At 57.3% G+C, this 20,216-nt stretch carries 16 protein-coding genes and 1 other annotated feature; of the genes, 7 read left to right on the top strand and 9 right to left on the bottom strand.

The features are described 5' to 3' along the window. The first annotated feature begins 477 nt into the window (after positions 1–477). On the top strand, positions 478–1,449 hold the full coding sequence (locus aalo17_RS00980) for an Rpn family recombination-promoting nuclease/putative transposase (protein WP_067554368.1): 972 nt from the start codon (positions 478–480) through the stop codon (positions 1,447–1,449). Between the two features lie 59 nt (positions 1,450–1,508). On the opposite strand, the gene aalo17_RS00975 is transcribed toward aalo17_RS00980, so the two are convergent. After that, complete coding sequence (locus tag aalo17_RS00975) at positions 1,509–2,903, bottom strand: MATE family efflux transporter (protein ID WP_067554365.1); 1,395 nt, start codon at positions 2,901–2,903, stop codon at positions 1,509–1,511. Between the two features lie 415 nt (positions 2,904–3,318). On the opposite strand from aalo17_RS00975, the gene malQ reads away from it, so the two are divergent. Beyond that, complete coding sequence (gene malQ / locus aalo17_RS00965) at positions 3,319–4,872, top strand: 4-alpha-glucanotransferase (protein WP_082743162.1); 1,554 nt, start codon at positions 3,319–3,321, stop codon at positions 4,870–4,872. 559 nt (positions 4,873–5,431) lie between these two features. Here malQ and guaA read toward each other — a convergent pair. The 7 genes from guaA to aalo17_RS00930 all read right to left on the bottom strand — a co-directional run bounded on the left by guaA (position 5,432) and on the right by aalo17_RS00930 (position 11,744). Then, the gene (gene guaA / locus aalo17_RS00960) at positions 5,432–6,973 is read right to left on the bottom strand and encodes a glutamine-hydrolyzing GMP synthase (RefSeq protein ID WP_067554359.1); all 1,542 of its coding nucleotides are present in this window, start codon (positions 6,971–6,973) and stop codon (positions 5,432–5,434) included. After that, positions 6,973–7,698 (bottom strand): HAD family hydrolase, encoded by a 726-nt coding sequence (locus tag aalo17_RS00955; RefSeq protein WP_067554356.1) that lies wholly within the window; start codon positions 7,696–7,698, stop codon positions 6,973–6,975. Before aalo17_RS00955 ends, guaA begins: the two co-directional genes overlap by 1 nt. 76 nt (positions 7,699–7,774) lie before the next feature. Continuing rightward, positions 7,775–8,776: a tRNA (adenosine(37)-N6)-threonylcarbamoyltransferase complex transferase subunit TsaD gene (tsaD, locus tag aalo17_RS00950; protein WP_067554353.1), complete on the bottom strand. Its 1,002-nt coding sequence runs from the start codon at positions 8,774–8,776 to the stop codon at positions 7,775–7,777. Next, positions 8,767–9,306 (bottom strand): ribosomal protein S18-alanine N-acetyltransferase, encoded by a 540-nt coding sequence (gene rimI, locus aalo17_RS00945; RefSeq protein WP_082743160.1) that lies wholly within the window; start codon positions 9,304–9,306, stop codon positions 8,767–8,769. Before rimI ends, tsaD begins: the two co-directional genes overlap by 10 nt. Next, positions 9,254–9,889, bottom strand: a complete 636-nt coding sequence (gene tsaB, locus aalo17_RS00940) for a tRNA (adenosine(37)-N6)-threonylcarbamoyltransferase complex dimerization subunit type 1 TsaB (protein ID WP_067554346.1) — start codon at positions 9,887–9,889, stop codon at positions 9,254–9,256. Before tsaB ends, rimI begins: the two co-directional genes overlap by 53 nt. Beyond that, positions 9,886–10,365, bottom strand: coding sequence for a tRNA (adenosine(37)-N6)-threonylcarbamoyltransferase complex ATPase subunit type 1 TsaE (gene tsaE, locus aalo17_RS00935; RefSeq protein WP_067554343.1), 480 nt, complete (start codon positions 10,363–10,365; stop codon positions 9,886–9,888). Before tsaE ends, tsaB begins: the two co-directional genes overlap by 4 nt. After that, positions 10,362–11,744: a replication-associated recombination protein A gene (locus aalo17_RS00930; RefSeq protein ID WP_067554340.1), complete on the bottom strand. Its 1,383-nt coding sequence runs from the start codon at positions 11,742–11,744 to the stop codon at positions 10,362–10,364. Before aalo17_RS00930 ends, tsaE begins: the two co-directional genes overlap by 4 nt. Before the next feature lie 265 nt (positions 11,745–12,009). Here aalo17_RS00930 and aalo17_RS00925 point away from each other — a divergent pair, with 265 nt between their 5' ends. From aalo17_RS00925 to aalo17_RS00915, 3 genes are read left to right on the top strand one after another with little or no spacing between them, the layout of a single operon-like run. Then, entirely contained in the window at positions 12,010–12,732 is a 723-nt protein-coding gene (locus tag aalo17_RS00925; protein WP_067554337.1) for an ABC transporter ATP-binding protein, read from the top strand. Next, entirely contained in the window at positions 12,699–14,333 is a 1,635-nt protein-coding gene (locus tag aalo17_RS00920) for a COG1361 family protein (RefSeq protein WP_067554334.1), read from the top strand. Before aalo17_RS00925 ends, aalo17_RS00920 begins: the two co-directional genes overlap by 34 nt. Beyond that, on the top strand, positions 14,320–15,621 hold the full coding sequence (locus aalo17_RS00915; protein WP_067554331.1) for an ABC transporter permease: 1,302 nt from the start codon (positions 14,320–14,322) through the stop codon (positions 15,619–15,621). The genes aalo17_RS00920 and aalo17_RS00915 overlap by 14 nt, the downstream gene beginning before the upstream one ends. Positions 15,622–16,525: 904 nt before the next feature. Here aalo17_RS00915 and aalo17_RS00905 read toward each other — a convergent pair. Further along, the gene (locus aalo17_RS00905) at positions 16,526–16,933 is read right to left on the bottom strand and encodes a DUF4298 domain-containing protein (RefSeq protein WP_067554325.1); all 408 of its coding nucleotides are present in this window, start codon (positions 16,931–16,933) and stop codon (positions 16,526–16,528) included. 564 nt (positions 16,934–17,497) lie between these two features. Beyond that, positions 17,498–17,701 (top strand) — a binding site (T-box leader). A 72-nt stretch (positions 17,702–17,773) separates the two neighbouring features. On the opposite strand from aalo17_RS00905, the gene aalo17_RS00900 reads away from it, so the two are divergent. Both aalo17_RS00900 and metA read left to right on the top strand, forming a co-directional pair. Next, positions 17,774–19,045 (top strand): O-acetylhomoserine aminocarboxypropyltransferase/cysteine synthase family protein, encoded by a 1,272-nt coding sequence (locus aalo17_RS00900; protein WP_067560028.1) that lies wholly within the window; start codon positions 17,774–17,776, stop codon positions 19,043–19,045. Continuing rightward, positions 19,045–20,010 carry a homoserine O-acetyltransferase MetA gene (gene metA, locus aalo17_RS00895; RefSeq protein ID WP_067554322.1) on the top strand — a complete coding sequence of 322 codons (966 nt, stop codon included), beginning with the start codon at positions 19,045–19,047 and terminating at the stop codon, positions 20,008–20,010. Before aalo17_RS00900 ends, metA begins: the two co-directional genes overlap by 1 nt. Positions 20,011–20,216 lie beyond the last annotated feature (206 nt).

Below are 20,216 nucleotides of genomic sequence, written 5' to 3'. Positions count from 1 at the left end.
GGGTTTCGGGAATTCTCTCTCTGCTGTCAGGATTATAGGTCGCTGCAGGCACAGAAAGGCGCGGGATGCAACGCCAGGTGTATAACTGATGTCCGGCATGGAAAAATAAGCGGATTCCTGAGTTCCGGGATAACCCGCTTCCCCGCTGATACCGGCCATGGCTTTTGACCCCCTTTCCTGTGACAGTCGGATCCGGAAGCTTCTTCCGGGCTGATAGAGGGAGGAAAGGACAGATGGACTGGCTGTCTGAACTGTTCCGATTTGAAAGGAAGTTCCGATGAATCCAGAGTGCCGGATAACTGGCTGGACCTTTGAAAAATCTCAGATTTTGAAACTTTCTGAAAAACTTACGTACTTATGACTGAAAGCGATCTTTTCAGATGAATTTTCGCAAAATTTCGGGAATCTGGCGAATATAACCAGTATGGACATCCTGACGCACCCATCAGAATGCCTGCATAGACAAGGAGGTAAGTTTTGGGGAAAGAGAAAGACATCCTGGAACGGCATCTGGTGGAGAATCCTGCAGAACACAAAGAAGCCATGGAGCTGATCACAGGGTGCAAGTGGGACATCCATCCTGCTTCCTTCCGGCATTATCCTGTGCATATTCCCCGGGATATGGGCAGCACCCTGTCCTTTCTGGAACAGGACTCTGCAATGCTGGTGGTGGATCCGGCAACAGAAGAGGAACTGGCCATCACCTGCACGGAGAATCAGACCATACCAGATCCGATCATGGTGGAACGACTCATGGCTCATATTGCCAATCAGTATCTGACCCGGGCAAGGGATGGGAAAAAGCCGGTGCCCATCATTGGCGGTGTGCTGTATTACGGTGACAAGCCATGGACGGTTCCTGTCTCTTTGAAGGAGAAGCTGAAGATCCCGGGCACAACACAGGGATCATTCATCCAGGATTTCCGGATCCAGGTGGTGGATCTGGGGGGATTGCCTGATCAAGTCATCGAGAACATGACCACAGATCTGAGATATTTCGCCGGACTGCTCAAGGCAAAACGGGAGGGCAGGCAGTATACTGTGAATACAGGAGAAATCCATCATCCGGTGTGGACAGTCAAAGGACTGGCATATCTGAGCGGCATGGAGATTGATGACGAAGAACTGTTGAAGATGATTGAATCGAAGGAGGAATATACCATGGAACTGGCATATACGTGTCTGAGCAAGGCACAGGCGGATGCAGCTCTGCGGGCTGGATTCCAGCACGGCGAAGCAGCAGGCATCAGAAAGGGCGAAGCAGCAGGCATCAGAAAGGGCGAAGCAGCGGGCATCAGGAAAGGCAGGACAGAAGGAAGAAACAGAGCTCATCAGCTTTATTCCTGGCTTGACAAACAGGACCGCACCAATGAATATCTGCAGGCTACCAGTTCTGAACAGCTGTTTGAACAGTACTGGCAGGAAATGCAGAACAGCATGAAAAACTGATTCGGAATCATCAAGCCGCATCCCCTCACCAGGTTTGCGGCTTTCTGTTTCTCCGGTTTTCAAATCACACTGGAGTGATTTCCGTTTTTCTGTGGCATCTGCCAGGAGATCCCGGTATTCCCGCTTTCTGCTGACCGAAGATATCTTCTGTACAGCACCCAGCCCAGCAATGCGGTAAGTGCTTCAGCTACAGGCACGGACAGCCAGGCGCCGGCGGTGGAAAACAGGGCAGCCATGCCATAGGCCAGGGGAATCACCAGCACAAATCCACGGGCGATGGACATCACCTGGCCGGGTTTCGGGGCGTGGACCGAGGCAAACCAGGTGGAGAGAATGATGCAGATGCCGGCAAAGGGCGTGGAGAGAAAATACAGTTCCAGTCCCTGAACGGCAATGGCCTGGAGCATGGGGTCCTGTTCGCTGTTGAACACCGCCGCAATGGGACCGGGCCAGACCCAGGTGACCAGGCAGACGGCTGCCGCAAATATCATCGCCGTCACCAGGGCATAGCGCAGGCACAGCCGCTGGCGGGCGGGATCATGAGCAGCACAGGCGGCGCTGGTCAAAGGCTGCATTCCCTGGGCAATGCCGTTGAAGACCGCGGTGGTGACACACGTGACGTTGGCAATCACACCATAGGCCGCCACGCCGGTATTACCGGCCAGTTTCAGGAAAATGGTGTTGAGGACAATCATCACAATGCCGGCAGAGACCTGGGTCACGAAGGAAGGAAAGCCCAGGGAAATGTCCTGTCTCATGACATGACTGTCTGGCAGGCCTTTTGTGAAGTGCAGGGTGTTTCTCTTTGACCAAAAGTGCGGGAGCATGACCAGGATCCCGGTAACGGGTGAAAGCACTGTGGCCAGAATGGCCCCGAACATGCCCATGTGGCAGGGAAAAATGAAAAACCAGTCCAGGACGATGTTCAGGAAGCTGCCGGCCAGCTGGGCCCAGGTGGCGAGGTGGGGGCTTCCGTCGTTGCGCATGAAAGCCTGAAGGATGTAGTTGAGCAGAAAGGCCGGTGCAAACAGCATGAGCCAGCGAAGGTATATGGCGGTGTCTGCCAGGGTCTGGGCATCGGCACCGAGCCACGTCGCTGCGGTATCGGGACCGAAGGCTCCGAAAAGCACAAAGGGAATGGACAGGACCAGTCCCAGGATCACGGTGTCTGTCCAGATCCGGTCTTTCTTTCCTGTCTGGTCCCTGGCTCCTGCCAGGGTGTACTGGGTGGAGCCGCCCATGCCGAGCATCATCCCGATGCCACACAGGAAGCTGTAGACGGGAATGGCCAGGTTCAGGGCCGCAAGACCGGTGGTGCCCAGGCCTGCGGCAATGAACCAGGTGTCGGCGAGTATATAGCAGGAAACGCCCAGGATCCCGATGATGCTCAGGGAGGTGTAGCGGATGAATTCGTTTCTCAGGGCGGGATCGTGAATGCGTGCAGAGTGTGTCATGAAAGTCTCCTTTCCATTGCGTTCAGTTGGCACAGGCCGAAAAAAGGACGCCTGAGGTTCCTGCCTTCAATGGCCTGCGGCGGAAACCCGGGCGTCCTTGTCCTGCATCCGGCGACGCAGGGGATCTGTCTTGCTGTGATATCCATTATAGCGGGAAACGGTCATCCTGCAAGGCGGGTGGCTTGTCACAGACAGACAGGATGGATGATTCTGCCCCGAAAACCGAATGGAATCCCGGACATCGAAGTCTCCCTTCTTCTCCTTTTCGCCCCTTTCCCCCATCATCGGCATCTGCGGATTCCAGGGGCGGTCTGTGACACTGTAGTCCGTTTTGCAATTCCTGGTTCATTGAGGCTGTTCAATCGCCGCGGGAAACTTACAATACTTTCATAGAGAATAGAAATGAGTGACGGACATGAGAAAAAGCGGCGTAATGCTTCACATAACGTCTCTGCCGGGTCCCTATGGCATCGGGTCCATGGGTCAGCCGGCGCGGGACTTCATCGATCTGCTGGAACGGAATGGACAGAGCATCTGGCAGATCCTGCCGATCAATCCCACAGGCTACGGGGATTCTCCCTATGCCTCGAATTCGACCTTCGCGGGAAACCCCTATCTGATCGATCTGGATCAGCTGGCGTTTGACGGCCTGCTGCAGTGGCATGAATTCCAGCATGAGCAGTGGTATACCTATCCCGACCGGGTGGATTTCCCGATTCTGGCAAGCAAACGGATGAACATTCTGAAGACCGCAGCATGGCGCCTGCTGCAGAACCCGCCTGCGGACTATCAGCGGTTTCTGATGGCCAACCGCGACTGGCTGGATGACTATGCGCTGTTCATGGCGATCAAGCAGGCGCACGGCGGCAGTGCGTGGCGGGACTGGCCTCAGGAGTACAAGGTCTATGACCGGAAGAAAACCGCGGAATGGACAGAACGCTTCCGGAATGAAGTGGATATGTGCAAGGCGATCCAGTTCCTGTTTTTCCGGCAGTGGAATGCCATGAAGCAGTACGCCAATGACCATCATGTGGAAATCCTGGGCGATATCCCGATTTATGTGGCGATGGATTCTGTGGATGCCTGGAGTCACCCGGAGCTGTTTCTGATGGACGAACAGTCCAATCCCACGGTGGTGGCGGCGGTCCCGCCTGATGCCTTCAGCGCCGAGGGCCAGCTGTGGGGCAACCCGGTCTATGACTGGGCGTACCACAAAAAGACCGGCTATCACTGGTGGATCCGGCGGATCCAGCGGATGGCAAATCTGTATGACATTCTGCGGATCGACCATTTCCGGGGCTTCGATTCGTTCTATACGGTGGAGACGGATGCACCGAATGCCCTGCATGGAACGTGGCGCAAGGGTCCGGGTGCGGATCTGTTCCGGGAGATGAAGAAAGCCATCGGCCAGCAGAACATCATTGCGGAGGATCTGGGGATCCTGACACCTTCGGTGGAGAAGATGCTGGAGGAAGTCGGATATCCGGGGATGAAGGTGCTGGAATTCGGTCTGTTTACGAATACAACCGAAGGCCAGGAGTATCTGCCGTTTTCCTATCCTGTCAACAGTGTGGGTTACGCGGGAACGCATGACAATGACACGATTTACGGCTGGTTCAATGGTCTCTCGCGGGAGGACAAGGAGTATGTCCGGGAATATCTGGATTCCTGGGATGACTCGAAGCTGAACTGGAAGATGCTGTCGACGCTTCTGGCTTCTCCGTCGGATACGACGATCGTCATGGTACAGGACCTGCTGGGTCTGGGCAGCGAGAGCCGGATGAACAAGCCCGGTGAGCTTGGCAGCTGGCAGTGGCGCCTGACGCCGGGGCAGCTGAATGAAGACACAATGCGGCACCTGCGGTATCTGACCAGGGTCTACCGGCGGCTGCCGGAGCAGCGGATCGATCCGCGCAAGAAAAACGTCGTGGATGCGGAGATCGAGTCTGTGACGGACGTCCAAGGCTGACTCCAGTTTCCTGCCGGCCTCTGCCTGCTGCGGAGGCCTTTTCTGCATGAAAAAACGGCTGCAGATTCGCCGGGAATCCTCAGCCCCAGCATCTTGCGGCAAGATTCAGTATCTGCATCAACGCCATACAGCTGGAGGACTGCACGCAGCGCTTTCCATGCCAGCTCAAAAGTCACACTGAACTGAGCCATTACACCTATTCGGTAAATATCGTCATCCTCTGCCATTTCGAAATCCGCTGACTGAAGAACAGTCAGCGAAGAAAAGAACCAGTCCGCTTCCCGCATTCCTGAAATGCCTCCATTTCTTTTCCCCGAAGACTCCACTTTCCCGTGCAAACCTCTGCATTTCCCGCATGGTCCGCGGTGGAATATCACCTTTCATCTCAGGTCATTCTCCTTCCCGTGTGTTGCTGACTCCATTTTAACAGCACACTTCCTCCTGCCTGATGTCCGGTTCACAGCTCTCACAGTACCGGATCCTCCATGTGACCAGCTCCACCACAGGCAGCGCAAAAAGCCGGACGGTTCTCGGGAACCGCCCGGCTTTTTGGCTGCTTCTATTCGAATTCGATGGTTCCGGGAGGCTTGGAGGTGATGTCGTACAGCACGCGGTTCACGTGGGGCACTTCATTAACGATCCGGTTGGCCACTTTGTCCAGCACATCCCAGGGAATCCGGGCCCAGTCGGCGGTCATGCCGTCAATGGACGTTACTGCACGGATGGCCACGGCATAGTCGTACGTCCGCTCATCTCCCATGACACCCACGCTGCGCATGTTGGTCAGCGCGGTGAAGTACTGCCAGATGTCCCGGTCCAGGCCGGCCTTCGCGATTTCTTCCCGCAGGATCGCATCGGAGTCCTGCACGATTCTGATCTTGTCTTCCGTCACATCGCCCAGGATCCGGATGCCCAGACCCGGTCCGGGGAACGGCTGACGCCATACCATTTCCTCCGGCAGCCCAAGTTCCGTGCCCAGGGCACGGACTTCGTCCTTGAACAGCGTGTTCAGCGGCTCGATCAGCTTGAACTGCATGTCCTTGGGCAGACCGCCGACGTTGTGGTGGGACTTGATGGTCTGCGCCGTCTTGGTGCCGGATTCGATCACATCCGTATACAGGGTTCCCTGTGCCAGCCACTTGATGTCTTCCCCTTCCGTCAGCTTCTTGACTTCCTCGTCGAAAGTGTAGACAAATTCGTTGCCGAGGATCTTGCGCTTCTTCTCCGGATCGCTGACGCCTTCCAGCTTTTTCAGGAAGCGGTCCTTTGCATCGATCTTCACCAGGTTCACATTCATGTTCTTCCCGAAGGTTTCCATGACGGACTCCCCTTCGCCCTTGCGCAGCAGACCGTGGTCAATGAACATGCAGATGAGCTGATCCCCGATGGCTTCGTGCAGCAGCGCCGCCACGACACTGGAATCCACACCGCCGGAGAGACCCAGAAGGACTTTGTCGTCGCCCACCTGTTCCCGGATCTTTTCCTTCTCCACTTCAATGAAGTTCTTCATGGACCAGTTCGCTTCGGCCTGGCAGATTTTGAAGACGAAGTTCTTCAGGATGTCGTTTCCGTATTCAGAGTGACGGACTTCCGGGTGGAACTGCAGGCAGTACATGCCTTTTTTTACATCGGCTGCCGCTGCATAGGGGCAGTTGTCGCTTTTGGCCACCTGTTCGAAGCCCGGCGCCAGGTCCGTGACCTTGATGCCATGGGACATCCAGACAGTCTGGTGTTCCGGGAGCCCCTCGAACAGCTGTGTGGGGTGCACCACATCGATTTCGGTCCGGCCGTATTCCCGGGAATCGGCTTTTTCCACCTTGCCGCCCAGCACATACTGCATCAGCTGCATGCCGTAGCAGATCCCCAGGATGGGGATTCCGCTTTCCAGGATCGCCGGATCGCACTTCGGGGCGTCTTCTTCGTAAATGCTGTTGGGGCCGCCGGAGAACACGATGCCTTTGACATCCCCCAGGGCCTGGATTTCCTTCAGTGTCATTTCATTGGAATGCAGTTCGGAGTAAACGCCGAATTCGCGAATCCGTCTTGCGATCAGCTGATTGTACTGGGATCCGAAATCCAGCACGACGATTTTGTCTGCCATTACTTACCTTCCTTTTCCTGTCTGTTGTCACGGGCTGCTTTCAGCCAGTCCTTCACCGCTGCCAGGTCCGGCAGCTCCATCTGAATGTTCTGCTTCATTTCTTCATCGGGCTGGACCACATCCGGGATCCAGATGCAGGGAAAGCCCCCGTCCTTTGCGGCTTTCACGCCATGGGCGGAATCTTCCAGCACCAGGGCATGGGCAGGATCGCAGCCCAGTTCCATGGCCGCCGCCAGGAAGATGTCCGGGTCCGGCTTGGATTTGAAGCCTTCCTTGCCCGACAGCACCGCCGCAGGGTGCAGGGTCCTGGACGCATGGCCGAGAAAGGCCATGATGTCATTGCGCGTGCTGCTGCTGGCCACCGCATAGGGGATCTTCGCTTCTTCCAGCCATGCCGTCAGTTCCCCTAATCCCGGCTTGTCCGCCGATCCCGGTGCGGGGAACATTTCGAAAAAATACTTCAGCCGGTTGGGCGTATACTCCCCGTTCAGGCACTGATCCAGCCCCGGATACCGGTCCTCCAGCTCCACCGCTTTCCGGCTGTCGCAGCCCATCATGGCTCGGGCCGCAGCCGGCGGCAGGTCAAATCCATTGGCAATGCCGATTTCCGGCAGCACTTTGAGAAACATTGATTCGGTGTCGAACATCAGGCCGTCCATATCGAAAATGACCGCCTGTATCTGCGATGCGTCCAGAGGCGCCGCAGTCTGCCTGCATTCATCCATACCCTGTCCTCCTGGTCTCGTACTGTTCATGATACCGTGAGCCACCGGCCTTTGAATACCCTTGCCGGGTCTTTCCTCAGCAGATTTCCCACCCGGGATCCGCCGTGAGCCGGGCATCGGCCACACGCCCCTGTTCTGCCGCAATTTCTCCTGCCACGGCAATCATCGCCGCATTGTCGGTGCAGCAGCGCATGGGGGGCACGGTGAAGGTCTTGTCCGGGTATTCCTGGCGAAGTTCGTCGACCCGGGCCCGCAGACCGGAGTTGGCGGATACGCCGCCGCCCACCACAAACTGCTTCACTTCCGGGTGGTCTTCCAGCACCAGCTTCACCCGGTCGAAGACTTCATCCAGGGCAGCTTTCTGGAAGCTCGCCGCCAGGTCCTCCTGTGTGAAGGTCTGGCCTTTTCGCTCACAGCGTTTGATGAACTGCAGCACCCCGGACTTCAGGCCCGAGAAACTGAAATCATAGCGGCCCTGCGTCTTCGGCTCCGGCAGGTCATACACTGCCTTGCCCTGCTGTGCCAGCTTGTCGATCACCGGTCCGCCCGGATAGCCCAGACCCATGACCCGGGCGACTTTGTCGTAGGCCTCGCCAATGGCGTCATCCTGGGTCTGGCCCAGGATCTCGAAGGAGTTTTCATCCTTCATGTACACCAGCTCGGAGTTGCCGCCGGAGACCACCAGTGCCACCAGCGGAAACTGCAGATCCGTCACCAGTTCATTGGCGTAGATGTGTCCCGCCAGGTGGTGAACCGGGATCAGCGGCTTGTTCCACACCGCCGCCAGGGTCTTCGCACCCTGCACACCCACATGCAGGCACCCCACCAGACCGGGTCCCGCTGTGACGGCCACCGCATCCACGTCCTCCATGGAAATGCCCGCTTCGTCAATGGCCTGCTGTATCACACCGGAGATGTTCTCCACATGGATCCGGCTCGCCACCTCCGGCACCACCCCGCCAAAGGCCTTGTGCGTGTCGATCTGAGAGGCAATCACCGAAGACAGGATCTCCTTTTTGTCTCTGACCACCGCTGCTGCGGTTTCGTCGCAGCTGCTTTCAATGCCGATCACCAGCATGTCGTTTCCTCGCTTTCCAGGGCCGCCACCATGGATATGGCGTCTTCCCCATCCGAATAATATCGTTTCGTCACACCAGCCTGGATCAGGCCGGCTTTTTCGTACAGTTTTCTCGCCGCTTCATTGGAGGCCCGCATTTCCAGCCGCAGAAACTCGCAGCCCGAACCCGCTGCCCGTTCCTTGAGCAGCGCCAGAAACTTCAGCCCCAGCCCCTGCTGGCGGAATGGCGGCAGTACGCCGATCCGGGCAATCTGTGCCGTTTCGAAGGTCTCCCACATGAAGGCATACGCCACAGCCTCCCCCGACATGCCATCCCCACCGGCGCGCACCAGGAACCAGCCGTGGCTGAAGGGATTGCTTTCCATCTCCCCCGCCACATTGTCCCTGGTCCAGGGCAGGGCAAAACAGGCGGCTTCCATGGCCGTCAACCGGTCCACATCCTCCGGACCCGCTTCCTGCAGGACCAGAGTCTGTGCCTCAGCCTGCATGGGACTCCGCAACGGCGGCTGCCGGGGCTGTTTTGTAGGCATCGGATTCCTTCAGATACCGGGGCACAGCCGCATGAACGTTTTTGACAGGCACCCACTGTGCCTGCAGGTCGATGAAGTTCTGCAGGAAGTCCGGATGCACCGGTTCTGTTCCTTCCACCGGCACGTCTCCCATGAGGCTCCCCGGGTGGCTGTCCAGGAATTTCCGGTACTCCGCCTCGGTCAGGATCGTTTCCGGTTCAGTCAGCACGCCGTTTTCCACATGCCCCGCATAGGCTCTGTGGCCCCGGGCATCCAGGAGCACGTTCACAGCCGGCGCTGTCCCCGCATAGAGCTGCAGGGTGCTGATGGTGTACAGCGGGATCTGCCTCTGGCTGGCCAGCACCTTCGCCACCGTCATCGCAATACGCACCCCGGTATAGCTGCCGGGTCCGTCGGTGATGACCACCTGGTCGATGTCCTGCATCGTGAGCCCTGCCTTCTCCAGCGCCTTCTCCAGTTCCGGGAAGAGATTCTCGCTCTGTTTCTTGAAGCATTCAAAGCTTGTGCCCGCCAGCAGCTTCGTGTCCTCAAAGAGCCCCACAGTCAGGTGGCGGTAGGCGGTATCCATGGCCAGTGTGATCATGCGACTGTCTCCTTTCCGGCATCGGCCTGCGCGGTTTCCGGTGCAAACACAGCTGCCCAGACACCGGTGCCCGTCACGTCAAACGTCCGGTCTTCCCCGGTTCCCTGGGTGATCGCAATGCGGATGGTGTCCGCCGGGAGCTGGTCCGGGATGTACTGCGACCATTCCACCACACTGATGCCTTCGTCGAACACTTCGTCGAACCCCAGATCCTGTCCGGCGCCCTCCAGGCGGTAGGCATCGATGTGCGTGAAGGGATTCCCTGCGCCGTCGGTGTAGTTTTTCATGATCGTGAACGTCGGGCTGTTGATGACGGACTTCACACCCAGCGCACGACCCAGGGACTTGGTGAAGGTGGTCTTCCCCGCCCCCAGGTCGCCGTCCAGACACAGGGTCACGGTATGGTTCTGTATTTTCTGTGCAAGTTCTTCCGCAAACTGAGCGGTTTCCTGCAGCGAATGAATTTCTCTGATCATTTCTTCCTCCTGCTGCGTGCATATTCCTGTTTTATGGCGTGTATCTGCGCAATCCGCCGCCGGACCGCCGCCTCCGATCCCTGATCCGATGGATGATAATAGGTCCGGTTCTTCAGTCCCTCCGGCAGACACACCATATCTGTCATGCGGTGGGGATAGTTGTGGGAGTATTCATAGCCGTCCCCGTATCCCAGGTCCTTCATGAGCCGGGTCTCGGCGTTGCGCAGATGCAGAGGCACAGGCTGGTCGAGCGTGGCCCTGGCATCATCCCGGGCTGCAAAGTAGGCATTCTCCATTTCATTGGATTTCGGGGCCAGGGACAGATACACCGCACAGTGCGCCAGATGCACATTGCATTCCGGCATCCCCAGATAGCTGGCAGCCTGATACGCCGCAATGGCGATCTGCATCGCCCGGGAATCTGCCATCCCGATGTCTTCGCTCGCCATGCGGATCATCCGCCTCGCGGGGTACAGGGGATTCTCCCCGGCTTCCAGCATGCGGGCCAGCCAGTACAGCGCGGCGTCGGGATCGGAGTTGCGGACCGATTTGTGGAAGGCGGAAATCACATTGTAGTGCTCTTCGCCGTCCTTGTCGTACATCATGGATTTCCGGGACAGCGTCTGGCTCAGGATCTCATCCGTGATGTGCACGCCTTCCATATCCTGGGGCGAGGACTTTACCGCCATTTCCAGGGTGTTGAGGCAGAACCTGGCATCCCCATGGGCATAACCGGCAATTTTGTCGATCTGTTCCGGCGTGATGTGCACCTGCATGGTTCCAAGCCCTGCCGGATCCTTCAATGCCCGTTCCAGGAGCTTCTTCAGGTCTTCCTTTTTCAGCCCCTCGAGTGTGAACACCCGGCACCGGGAGAGCAGAGCGGAATTGAGCTCAAAGCTGGGATTTTCAGTCGTCGCGCCAATGAGTGTGATCAGCCCGCTTTCCACATAGGGCAGAAAGGCATCCTGCTGGGATTTGTTGAAGCGGTGGATCTCGTCGACAAACAGAATCGTGGGAATGCCCGCATCCCGGGCCTCCTGTGCTTCTTTCATGATGAGGCGGATGTCCTTCACCCCGGTGTTGACGGCGGAGAAGTTCACGAAGCGTGACTTCGTGCCATGGGCAATGATCCGGGCCAGGGTGGTTTTTCCCACCCCCGGGGGTCCCCAGAGAATCATGGAGGTGACGGCATCGGATTCGATCATCTGCCGGAGTGCATGGCCCTCACCGACCAGGGCTTCCTGCCCCATGTAGTCCTCCAGGGTCACGGGCCGCATGCGGTCGGCCAGGGGGGCGTTCGCATTTCCATCCCTGGCAGATTCCTGCACAGGAGATTCCCGGGATTCGTCTGTCATGTCAAACAGTGTGGCTTGTCTCATACGTTTCATTATACCTTGCCCCGGCCCTGAATTTTGCATCCGTCTGCCATTTTCCGGTCCGGATACACAGACTGCTCCCCGGATTGCACGGACCGCAGCATCACAGATCCGCCAGATGCTCTCTTACTTGACAGACTATGCCGGAAACTTTGAAAGTTTTTAAGAAAAAGCAGGTCCTGCGGACGGTACGCTGTATATGACACACGTACGGCCTCCGGTGACACCGGAGCCGGCGTCCTCACCAGACAGGAAGAAAGGGATCACTATGAACAACACACCGCAGCCCATCATTGAAGTCCGGCACCTGCGGCGGGAATACCCGGTGGAGGATGATCCGGTGGTGGCACTGGACGATGTCTCCCTGGACATTGCAAGGGGGGAAATCTGCTGCATCTTCGGACCCAGCGGTTCAGGGAAAAGCACCCTGCTCAATCAGCTGGCGGGACTGGAACCGGCCACGTCCGGCGCTGTCCGCATAGACGGCACGATCATCAACCTGCTGGACCAGACACAGCTGACGGATTTCCGCCGGCGGCACATGGGCTTCATTTTCCAGTCCTACAATCTGCTGCCGCATCTCAGCCTGCTGGAAAACACGGCGCTTCCGCTGCTCTTTGAAGGCATCAGCCGGAATACAAGAGAGGCAAAAGCCGCCGCTTTGCTTAAGGCAGTGGGCCTGGAAGACCGCATGCGTCACAAACCCGGTCAGATGTCCGGGGGCCAGCAGCAGCGTGCCGGGATTGCCCGGGCCTTCATCACGGACCCGGAGATCATTTTCGCGGATGAGCCCACGGGGAACCTGGACTCGAAGAGTTCCCGGGCGGTGATGGAGATGATGCACCGGTTTTCCCGGCAGTCGGGCAAGACGATCGTCATCGTCAGTCACGACCCGGACGCCGCAGCCTGGGCAGATCACATCATCACACTGAAAGACGGAAACATTGTGGAGGAAACATGGAATCAGCATACAGAACACAAAAACGACTGAGCGCCCTGGCGCTGGCGGCTCTGCTGGCCGTTCCGGTCATGCCTGTCATGGCACAGAATGCGCACCCGCAGCCTGAACGCGAAACAACAGAAGAGACAAAGACACCGGCCACAGATCCGGCTGACACAAAGAATCCGGGAACGGACGGACAGGATCAGAAGGAGAACCTGGCCGGGCTTGTGAGCATTTCCGATATCCGGGTCTTCATTGAAGGCAAAGAGTCCGATGCCTGGGAAAAGGGGCAGAGAGCCGACCTGAAACTGACTCTGACTTCTCCCCGTCCGACTTCGGCCTTCACGCCATCACAGCCGGGAAAAGATCCGGAAAACCTGGCCGTGACCCGCTTGTCGGATGCCTTCAAGGGTGGCACACCGGTGATCACACTGGCTTCACAGCAGGACAAGCCCCTGCGTCTGGAGGTGACTTTTGAGGATGTGGCCTGGCGGGGCAAGGAGGACAACTTTGCCTTCACCCTGGAGACCGCCGGCGGTGCAGCCCGCAAGGATGTGCGGATTTATGAAGTTTCGGAGAAAGAGGCAGATCGCCAGGACCCGGAACAGAATCCGGAAAACGGCACACAGACCGATCCCGGAACAGATGGCGGGGATGCCTATGGCGGCTTCGGGGGATCCTACGGCGGCGAGGGTTCGGAGCCGGTGAAGATCCAGACCGCCACGCCGCATATCATCATTTCGAAGTACACCTATGGTGGGGAGTCTGTGCAGGCAGGAAAGAAATTCGATCTCTCCATCGAATTCCGGAACACCTCCAAATCCCTGGCTGTGGAAAATATCCTCATGAGCGTGGAAACGGAAGAGGGGCTGACCATCACCAATTCCAGCAACACATTCTTCTTCGAGAACCTGGGCGCCGGGGCTGTCCGTTCGCAGAAAATACCCATGAAGGCCCTGAACATGGACAAGAGTTCTTCACCCTCCTGCACAGTGAGCTTCACCTATGAGTATGTGGATGGAGACCAGCGTCTGGAGAAAACCGCACAGGAGCGCATTGCCATCCCAGTCACGGAACCGGACCGGTTTGAGCTGGAGGCGCCAAAGGATCTGACCCCGGCGGTGGCAGGTCAGGAATACACCCTGAGTGTTCCCTACAACAACAAGGGAAAGGGCACGGTGTACAACCTGGAGGCCTATGTGGAGGGCGACATGACGACTCTGAGTCCAAAGCAGAACCTGGGTAACATCGACTCCGGGCGTTCGGGCAGCATCGACCTGATTCTGACCCCGCAGGAAGCCGGAGATCACACCTTCAAGGCTGTCATAGCCTGGGAAAACACTGCCGGGGAAGAAGTGAAGAAGTCCTTCGAGCTCACACTGCCGGTGCAGGAAAACATACCCACAGCACCGGAAGGCGGCGAAATGATGCCCATGGAAGAAGAAACGCCGTCCATTCCCTGGGGCTGGCTGGCGGCAGGCCTGATCGTTCTGGCGGCTGCGGCATTCTGGTGGCTGCGCAGCAGAAAGAAGAAGAAAGCCACTCTGGCGAAGCCCGGGGATGTGACGGCTCTCTTTGACAATCCGGAACCGGAAAACAGCGACAGCAAAGATCCAAAGAGCGGCCCGGACAGCCATGAAACCCTCTGACATCCTGTCTCTGGCCATCCACAATCTGCGCCAGCGGCTGTCCCGGACCATCCTGACCGCCATTGGCGTCATGATCGGCTGCACTTCCATTGTCGTGATGGTGTCCATTGGCGTGGGACTGACGAAGTCCACCGAAGAAATGATGGCAGGCATGGGGGACCTGACGCTGATTCAGGTCATGGGCAAGGCAGACGGCATACTGCAGGACAGCGATCTGCGCACGATTCAGGAGACTCCCGGGGCTAAGACCGTGATCGCGAAGCAATCCCTGAGTGACTTCATGTCCGGGATCACTGCCTCCAACGGCCGTTACCAGTCTGGCTGGGCGAATGTGGTGGGTGTGGACCGCAATGAGCTGGAAGCTGCGGGGTACAAACCCCTGATGGGCAGCCTGAACCTTTCCCGGACCTCATCGGCGGTTCCGGTCCTGGTGGGGCAGTATTCGGCCTACAGTTTCCGGGATACAGCCCGTCCGGAGGGAGAAGACATGGTGGACCGCTACAGCATGGACGAAAGCGGAAACTTCACCGCGGAAAACGCCCCGGCTCCGTGGTTTGATCCCATGAACACGGAACTGACGCTGTCTCTGTCCAATCCCATGGATCCGGAAGGCGAGCCCTATGAAGTCCAGCTGCGGCCGGTGGGGATGCTGGAGGAGAACTATTCCCTGGGGTATGAAACCTCCGAGGGCATCATCATGGACCAGAAAGCCCTGCAGGAAATCATGGAAGAAGCCAGCCGGCGGTTTGGCATGACTTCTCCGTCAAAGACTTACAGCGAAATCGATGTGAAGACCGCCGACATGGAGGAAGTCCCGGATGTGGAAGCGTCGCTGAAAACGGCAGGGTACATGACGAATTCCTACAAGAGCCTGCGGGAATCCATGGATGAACAGGCCCGTACCATACAGCTGGTGCTGGGGGGCCTGGGTGCCATTTCCCTGCTGGTGGCAGCAATCGGCATCACCAATACGATGATCATGTCCATTACCGAGCGGACCCGGGAGATCGGCATCATGAAGGCCCTGGGGTGCCGGACCCGGGACATCCGGCTGCTGTTTCTGACGGAGTCCGGGCTCATCGGCTTTCTGGGCGGCGCGGCGGGAATCGTGCTGTCGTATCTCATTTCCTTTGGCATGAATCAGGTTGCAGGCATGCAGCTGTCGGCCATTCCCTGGTGGCTGGCGCTGCTGGGGATGGGATTCTCCCTGGCGATCGGTCTGGCCTCCGGGTTCTTCCCCGCCGCCCGTGCCGTGAAGATTCCGGCTGTGACTGCCCTGCGGCAGTGATCCTGACTGCATGATAAAACCACCGTCCTGCTGCAGCTGCCTTCCCTTGGCGGGTGAAGGGACTGCAAAAGGGCGGTGGTTTTCTGTCTTTTTCCGACTGTGGAGTCTGTCAGTGGAGGGCGGGCCGGCCCGGTGACGATGACCGGTTTTGCAGCGCTGAATCAGATTTGTATGGATTTTGTCTGATTAAATCAAACACTGTTGGATTGTGTTGGATTTAATCCAGCACATCTATGCAGCTGAACCATACCATTCATATTCACCATGCAGCTGATGCATCTTGAGCTCTGACTGTCCTTTAGGAAGACCCGCCGAAGCAGCCGGCACAGTGCTGGCCGCAAGCCGCTGGTACACAAGCCATCAGTGCAGACAGAGAAACATTCCGCATCATCTTCCAGGCGGTTCGAATCTTCGCATATCGGAACTGGAGATTTCTCTACAATCGGGAAAGCGATGCAATCAAACTGGCTCCTCTCTGAGATCAGGGAAGTTCCCTGTATCCGCAGACTGATGAAGTCAGAATGCAGGCAGTCATGCAGGATGAGGATGAACTTCTGCAGAGAATTTATGTATTTCCGGATTCTGCCATCAGGCAAAACGGAAAAAAGATTTCCTATTACGAACTTCTTTCATCGGATGCATTTCCATTGTGCACAGCCGCTTTGCGGACAGTCCTTCCCCGCATCTTCTCCGGTCCCTGCCAAACCCGGGAAGCTGCGCAGGCGGCGTTTTGTTTTCCCTGAGCCAGTGAAAGGCCATTCTCTGCACCAGTCCGCCTGCGCCCACCTGCGCAACTGACAAATGAGAGAGCAGTCTGAAAGTGCATCAGGATGTGATTGTATCTGATTCAATCCAGCAGCATTTGACTGTGCCGGATGTAATCCAACAGTACTTTTTGTGTTTATTATTGTTTCTGGCTCTGTTGTCCGTCCTGCACAATCCCCCGGCTTTTTTCTCCGTCTCCGGTTTCCGGATTCATCTGCAGCCGGAAGTCACGGACTGCCTCTTCCACTGATCTGCAAAGATCCTCCAGATCCTGAAACAGGTCATACAGTCCGTCTTCGCTGTAGACACCCGCCGGCTGCTTCAGCGGGTGTTTTTCTTCCCGGTCTCTGTCCTGCAGCCAGCTGCCTTTGAAATACCAGTCATACAGTGTACGGGCCGGCTCACGGCAGTCATCCATTGCCGTCTTCGTCTGCTCCAGCAGTCTTTTCATACACAGCAGCTGCTCCATCCGGTGCTCCATCTCCCGGCTGAACGCCGCAAACTGTGTCCCGTCCAGATTCCTGGTGTCCGTTTTTCTGTCATTCATGCAGATTCCTCCTTTTCCTGCGTTGCAGTTTTTTCTCCGCAATACAAAAAGCCCGCTTGCACGGGCCTTTTGCAGAAAGTTTTAAGAAAGGGAATTTGATTATGAAGTGAGTCCTATCCTTGACTCGTCCTTAGTCTACCAAGGGTGTATGTTTTAATCATCGCCACACTGTGGGAAAGTGTGTGAAAGCGCTTTACCACATTAAAAAGTCTTGACAAATCCAGGGTTTACCCGATTCACTTTTTTACCACCGTAAAGGGTCAGACCAATGCGCGTTCTGGTTACCCGAGTCAATCATTGACCGCCGTAAAATGCGCGGTTTTGCCCGGTACAATTGAAAAAGAGACCTTGCGGCCTCTTTTCCAAGAAAGTTTAAGAAAGGGAATTTGATTATGAAGTGAGCCTCTATCCTTGGCTCACTCATAGGATACAAAAGCCCTGCGGTAAAATAATCGCCACATTGTGGGATATTATGTGAAAGGGCTTTATCACGGTAATCTTTTTTATTCCATTCTCGTCCACCAAAACCGGTATTCCATCCTGTCTGTCGTCTGCTATAATAAACCAAATGCGTGGAACGGAAGAGTAGCCGAAGCCCTGAGCCCCAGAGAGGATCTGTACGGTGAAAGGATCTGCAAGGGACCCGGTGAACATGGCCCGGGAGCAGTCCGCAAGAAACGGCGGAACGGCAGGAACCGTTATTTCCTCGAGGCAGGCAGACGCCTGCGAATTCAGGTGGTACCACGAAGCGCGGCTTTCGTCCTGTGGCAGCCGCTTTTTTATTTTCCGGGCCTGGCTGCAGGCATCGGCACAGGAACAGAGAACAGGGAGGATACAGATATGAGACAAGGCACCAAATGTGTACAGGCGGGCTATCGCCCAGGGAACGGAGAACCCCGGCAGATCCCCATTGTGCAAAGCACGACGTTCCGCTATGACACCAGCGAGGACATGGGAAAGCTCTTTGACCTGGAAGCCGAAGGCTATTTCTATTCCCGGCTCCAGAATCCCACCAATGACACCGTGGCGGCGAAGATCTGCGCCCTGGAGGCCGGATCGGCGGCCATGCTGACATCCTCGGGACAGGCCGCAAACTTCATGGCGCTGTTCAACATCGCCGGGGCGGGGGACCACATCGTGGCATCCAGTTCGATCTACGGCGGTACCTTCAATCTCATCGGCACGACCATGAAACGCATGGGCGTGGATGTGACGTTCCTGTCTCCCGACAGCACGTATGAAGAAATCCGGGCGGCGATCCGTCCCAATACAAAGGCGGTCTTCGGGGAAACCATTGCCAATCCCGCGCTCACGGTGCTGGACATCGAAACCTGGGCCAAGGCTGCCCATGACGGCGGGGTTCCTCTGGTGATCGACAACACCTTTGCGACCCCGGTTCTCTGCCGGCCCATTGAACACGGGGCAGATATCGTGACGCATTCCACGACCAAATACATGGACGGCCACGGGGCCAGCATCGGCGGGGCGATCATTGACAGCGGCAACTTCGACTGGACACAGAATGACCGCTTCCCCGGCCTGACCACACCCGACGAAAGCTACCACGGGGTGGTGTACACCGAAAAATTCGGCCAGGGCGGCGCCTATATCACCAAAGCCACGTCCCAGCTCATGCGGGACCTTGGCTGTGTGCAGTCGCCGCAGAACGCCTTCTATATCAACCTGGGGCTCGAGTCGCTGCACCTGCGGATGAAGCGGCACTCCGAGACGGCACTGGCGGTGGCGCAGTTTCTGGACAGCCACCCGAAGGTGGAAGCCGTGCAGTATGCGGGCCTTCCCGGGGACAAGTATCACGCCCTGGCCGAAAAATATCTGCCGGATGGCTGCTGCGGGGTGGTGAGCTTCGAGATCAAAGGCGGGCGCGCGGCAGCGGAGCGCGTCATGAAGGCGCTGAAAACTGCAGCGATCGAAACCCATGTCGCGGATGCCCGGAGCTGCTGCCTGCACCCGGCGAGTGCGACGCACCGGCAGATGACGGATGAACAGCTCACAGAATGCGGGATCTCCCCCTCCATGATCCGGTTCTCCTGCGGGCTGGAAGATGCACAGGATCTCATTGACGACCTCGCCCAGGCACTGGAGCAGGCCTGATGCCGATCTGCATCCCCAATGACCTGCCGGCTGTCACGACGCTGGAAAACGAAAACATCTTCGTGATGAAAGAGGACCGGGCCAGGACACAGAACATCCGGCCCCTGCAGATCCTTCTCCTGAATCTGATGCCCACGAAGATTGAAACCGAGACCCAGCTGTGCCGGCTGCTGTCCAACACCCCGCTGCAGGTGGAGCTCGAACTCATGCAGACGGCGAGTCATGAATCGAAGAACACCTCGCAGGAACACATGCTGCGCTTCTACTCCACCTTCGAGGACATCAAAGACCGGTATTTTGACGGCATGATCATCACCGGGGCACCGGTGGAGAACATGGACTTCGAGGAGGTGGAGTACTGGCCGGAGCTCTGTGAAATCATGGAGTGGAGCCGGACCCATGTGCACTCGACATTCCACATCTGCTGGGGCGCCCAGGCGGGACTGTACTATCATTACGGCATTGCCAAGCATCAGCTGGACAAAAAGCTGTTCGGGGTCTTTGCGCATCACACGGAGCGCCCCAACAGCATGCTGTTCCGGGGATTTGACGAAACCTTCATGGTGCCCCATTCCCGTCACACGGAGTCCGATGAAGCGGGGATCCGGAATGAGTCGCAGCTCAAGGTCCTGGCCTCGAGCCCCGAGGCAGGGATCTACGCCGTGAGCACCCAGGGCGGGCGTCAGATTTTCATCACCGGTCACTCGGAGTATGATCCGCGGACCCTGGAAAAGGAGTACCTGCGGGACAAGCACAAGGGCCTGCCCATCGACATGCCGCAGAACTACTACCCGGATAACGACGACACCAGAGACCCCGTGGTATCCTGGCGGTCCAGTGCCAGCCTGCTGTATGCAAACTGGATCAACTATTTCGTCTACCAGACCACGCCCTATGACCTGGGCGAAATCCAGCCCCTACGGGAGAAAAGCCGGCGGGAGAAGGCGAAGGAAGTCCGGGACTGAGGCCGCAGAACAGCGGACTACATAAAAAGAAAGAAGGAGGACGCATCAGTTTGAAGGGATGCGTCCTCCTTTTGTTGTGGGGTTTTCCGGGCAATGCCAGCCCTGCGGGCTGTGGCCAGAGCGAACATTGGCAGCGGGCAGACGGGCACGTCCGGCAGGTTCCGCTGGCGGTCCGGCTGGAAAATGGCAGCTAATCGCGAAAAAAT

Source organism: Faecalibaculum rodentium, from assembly GCF_001564455.1.
Classification (GTDB): domain Bacteria; phylum Bacillota_I; class Bacilli_A; order Erysipelotrichales; family Erysipelotrichaceae; genus Faecalibaculum; species Faecalibaculum rodentium.
The sequence above is the reverse complement of the archived record's forward strand: the minus strand, read 5'-3'. Positions and strand labels throughout refer to the sequence as shown.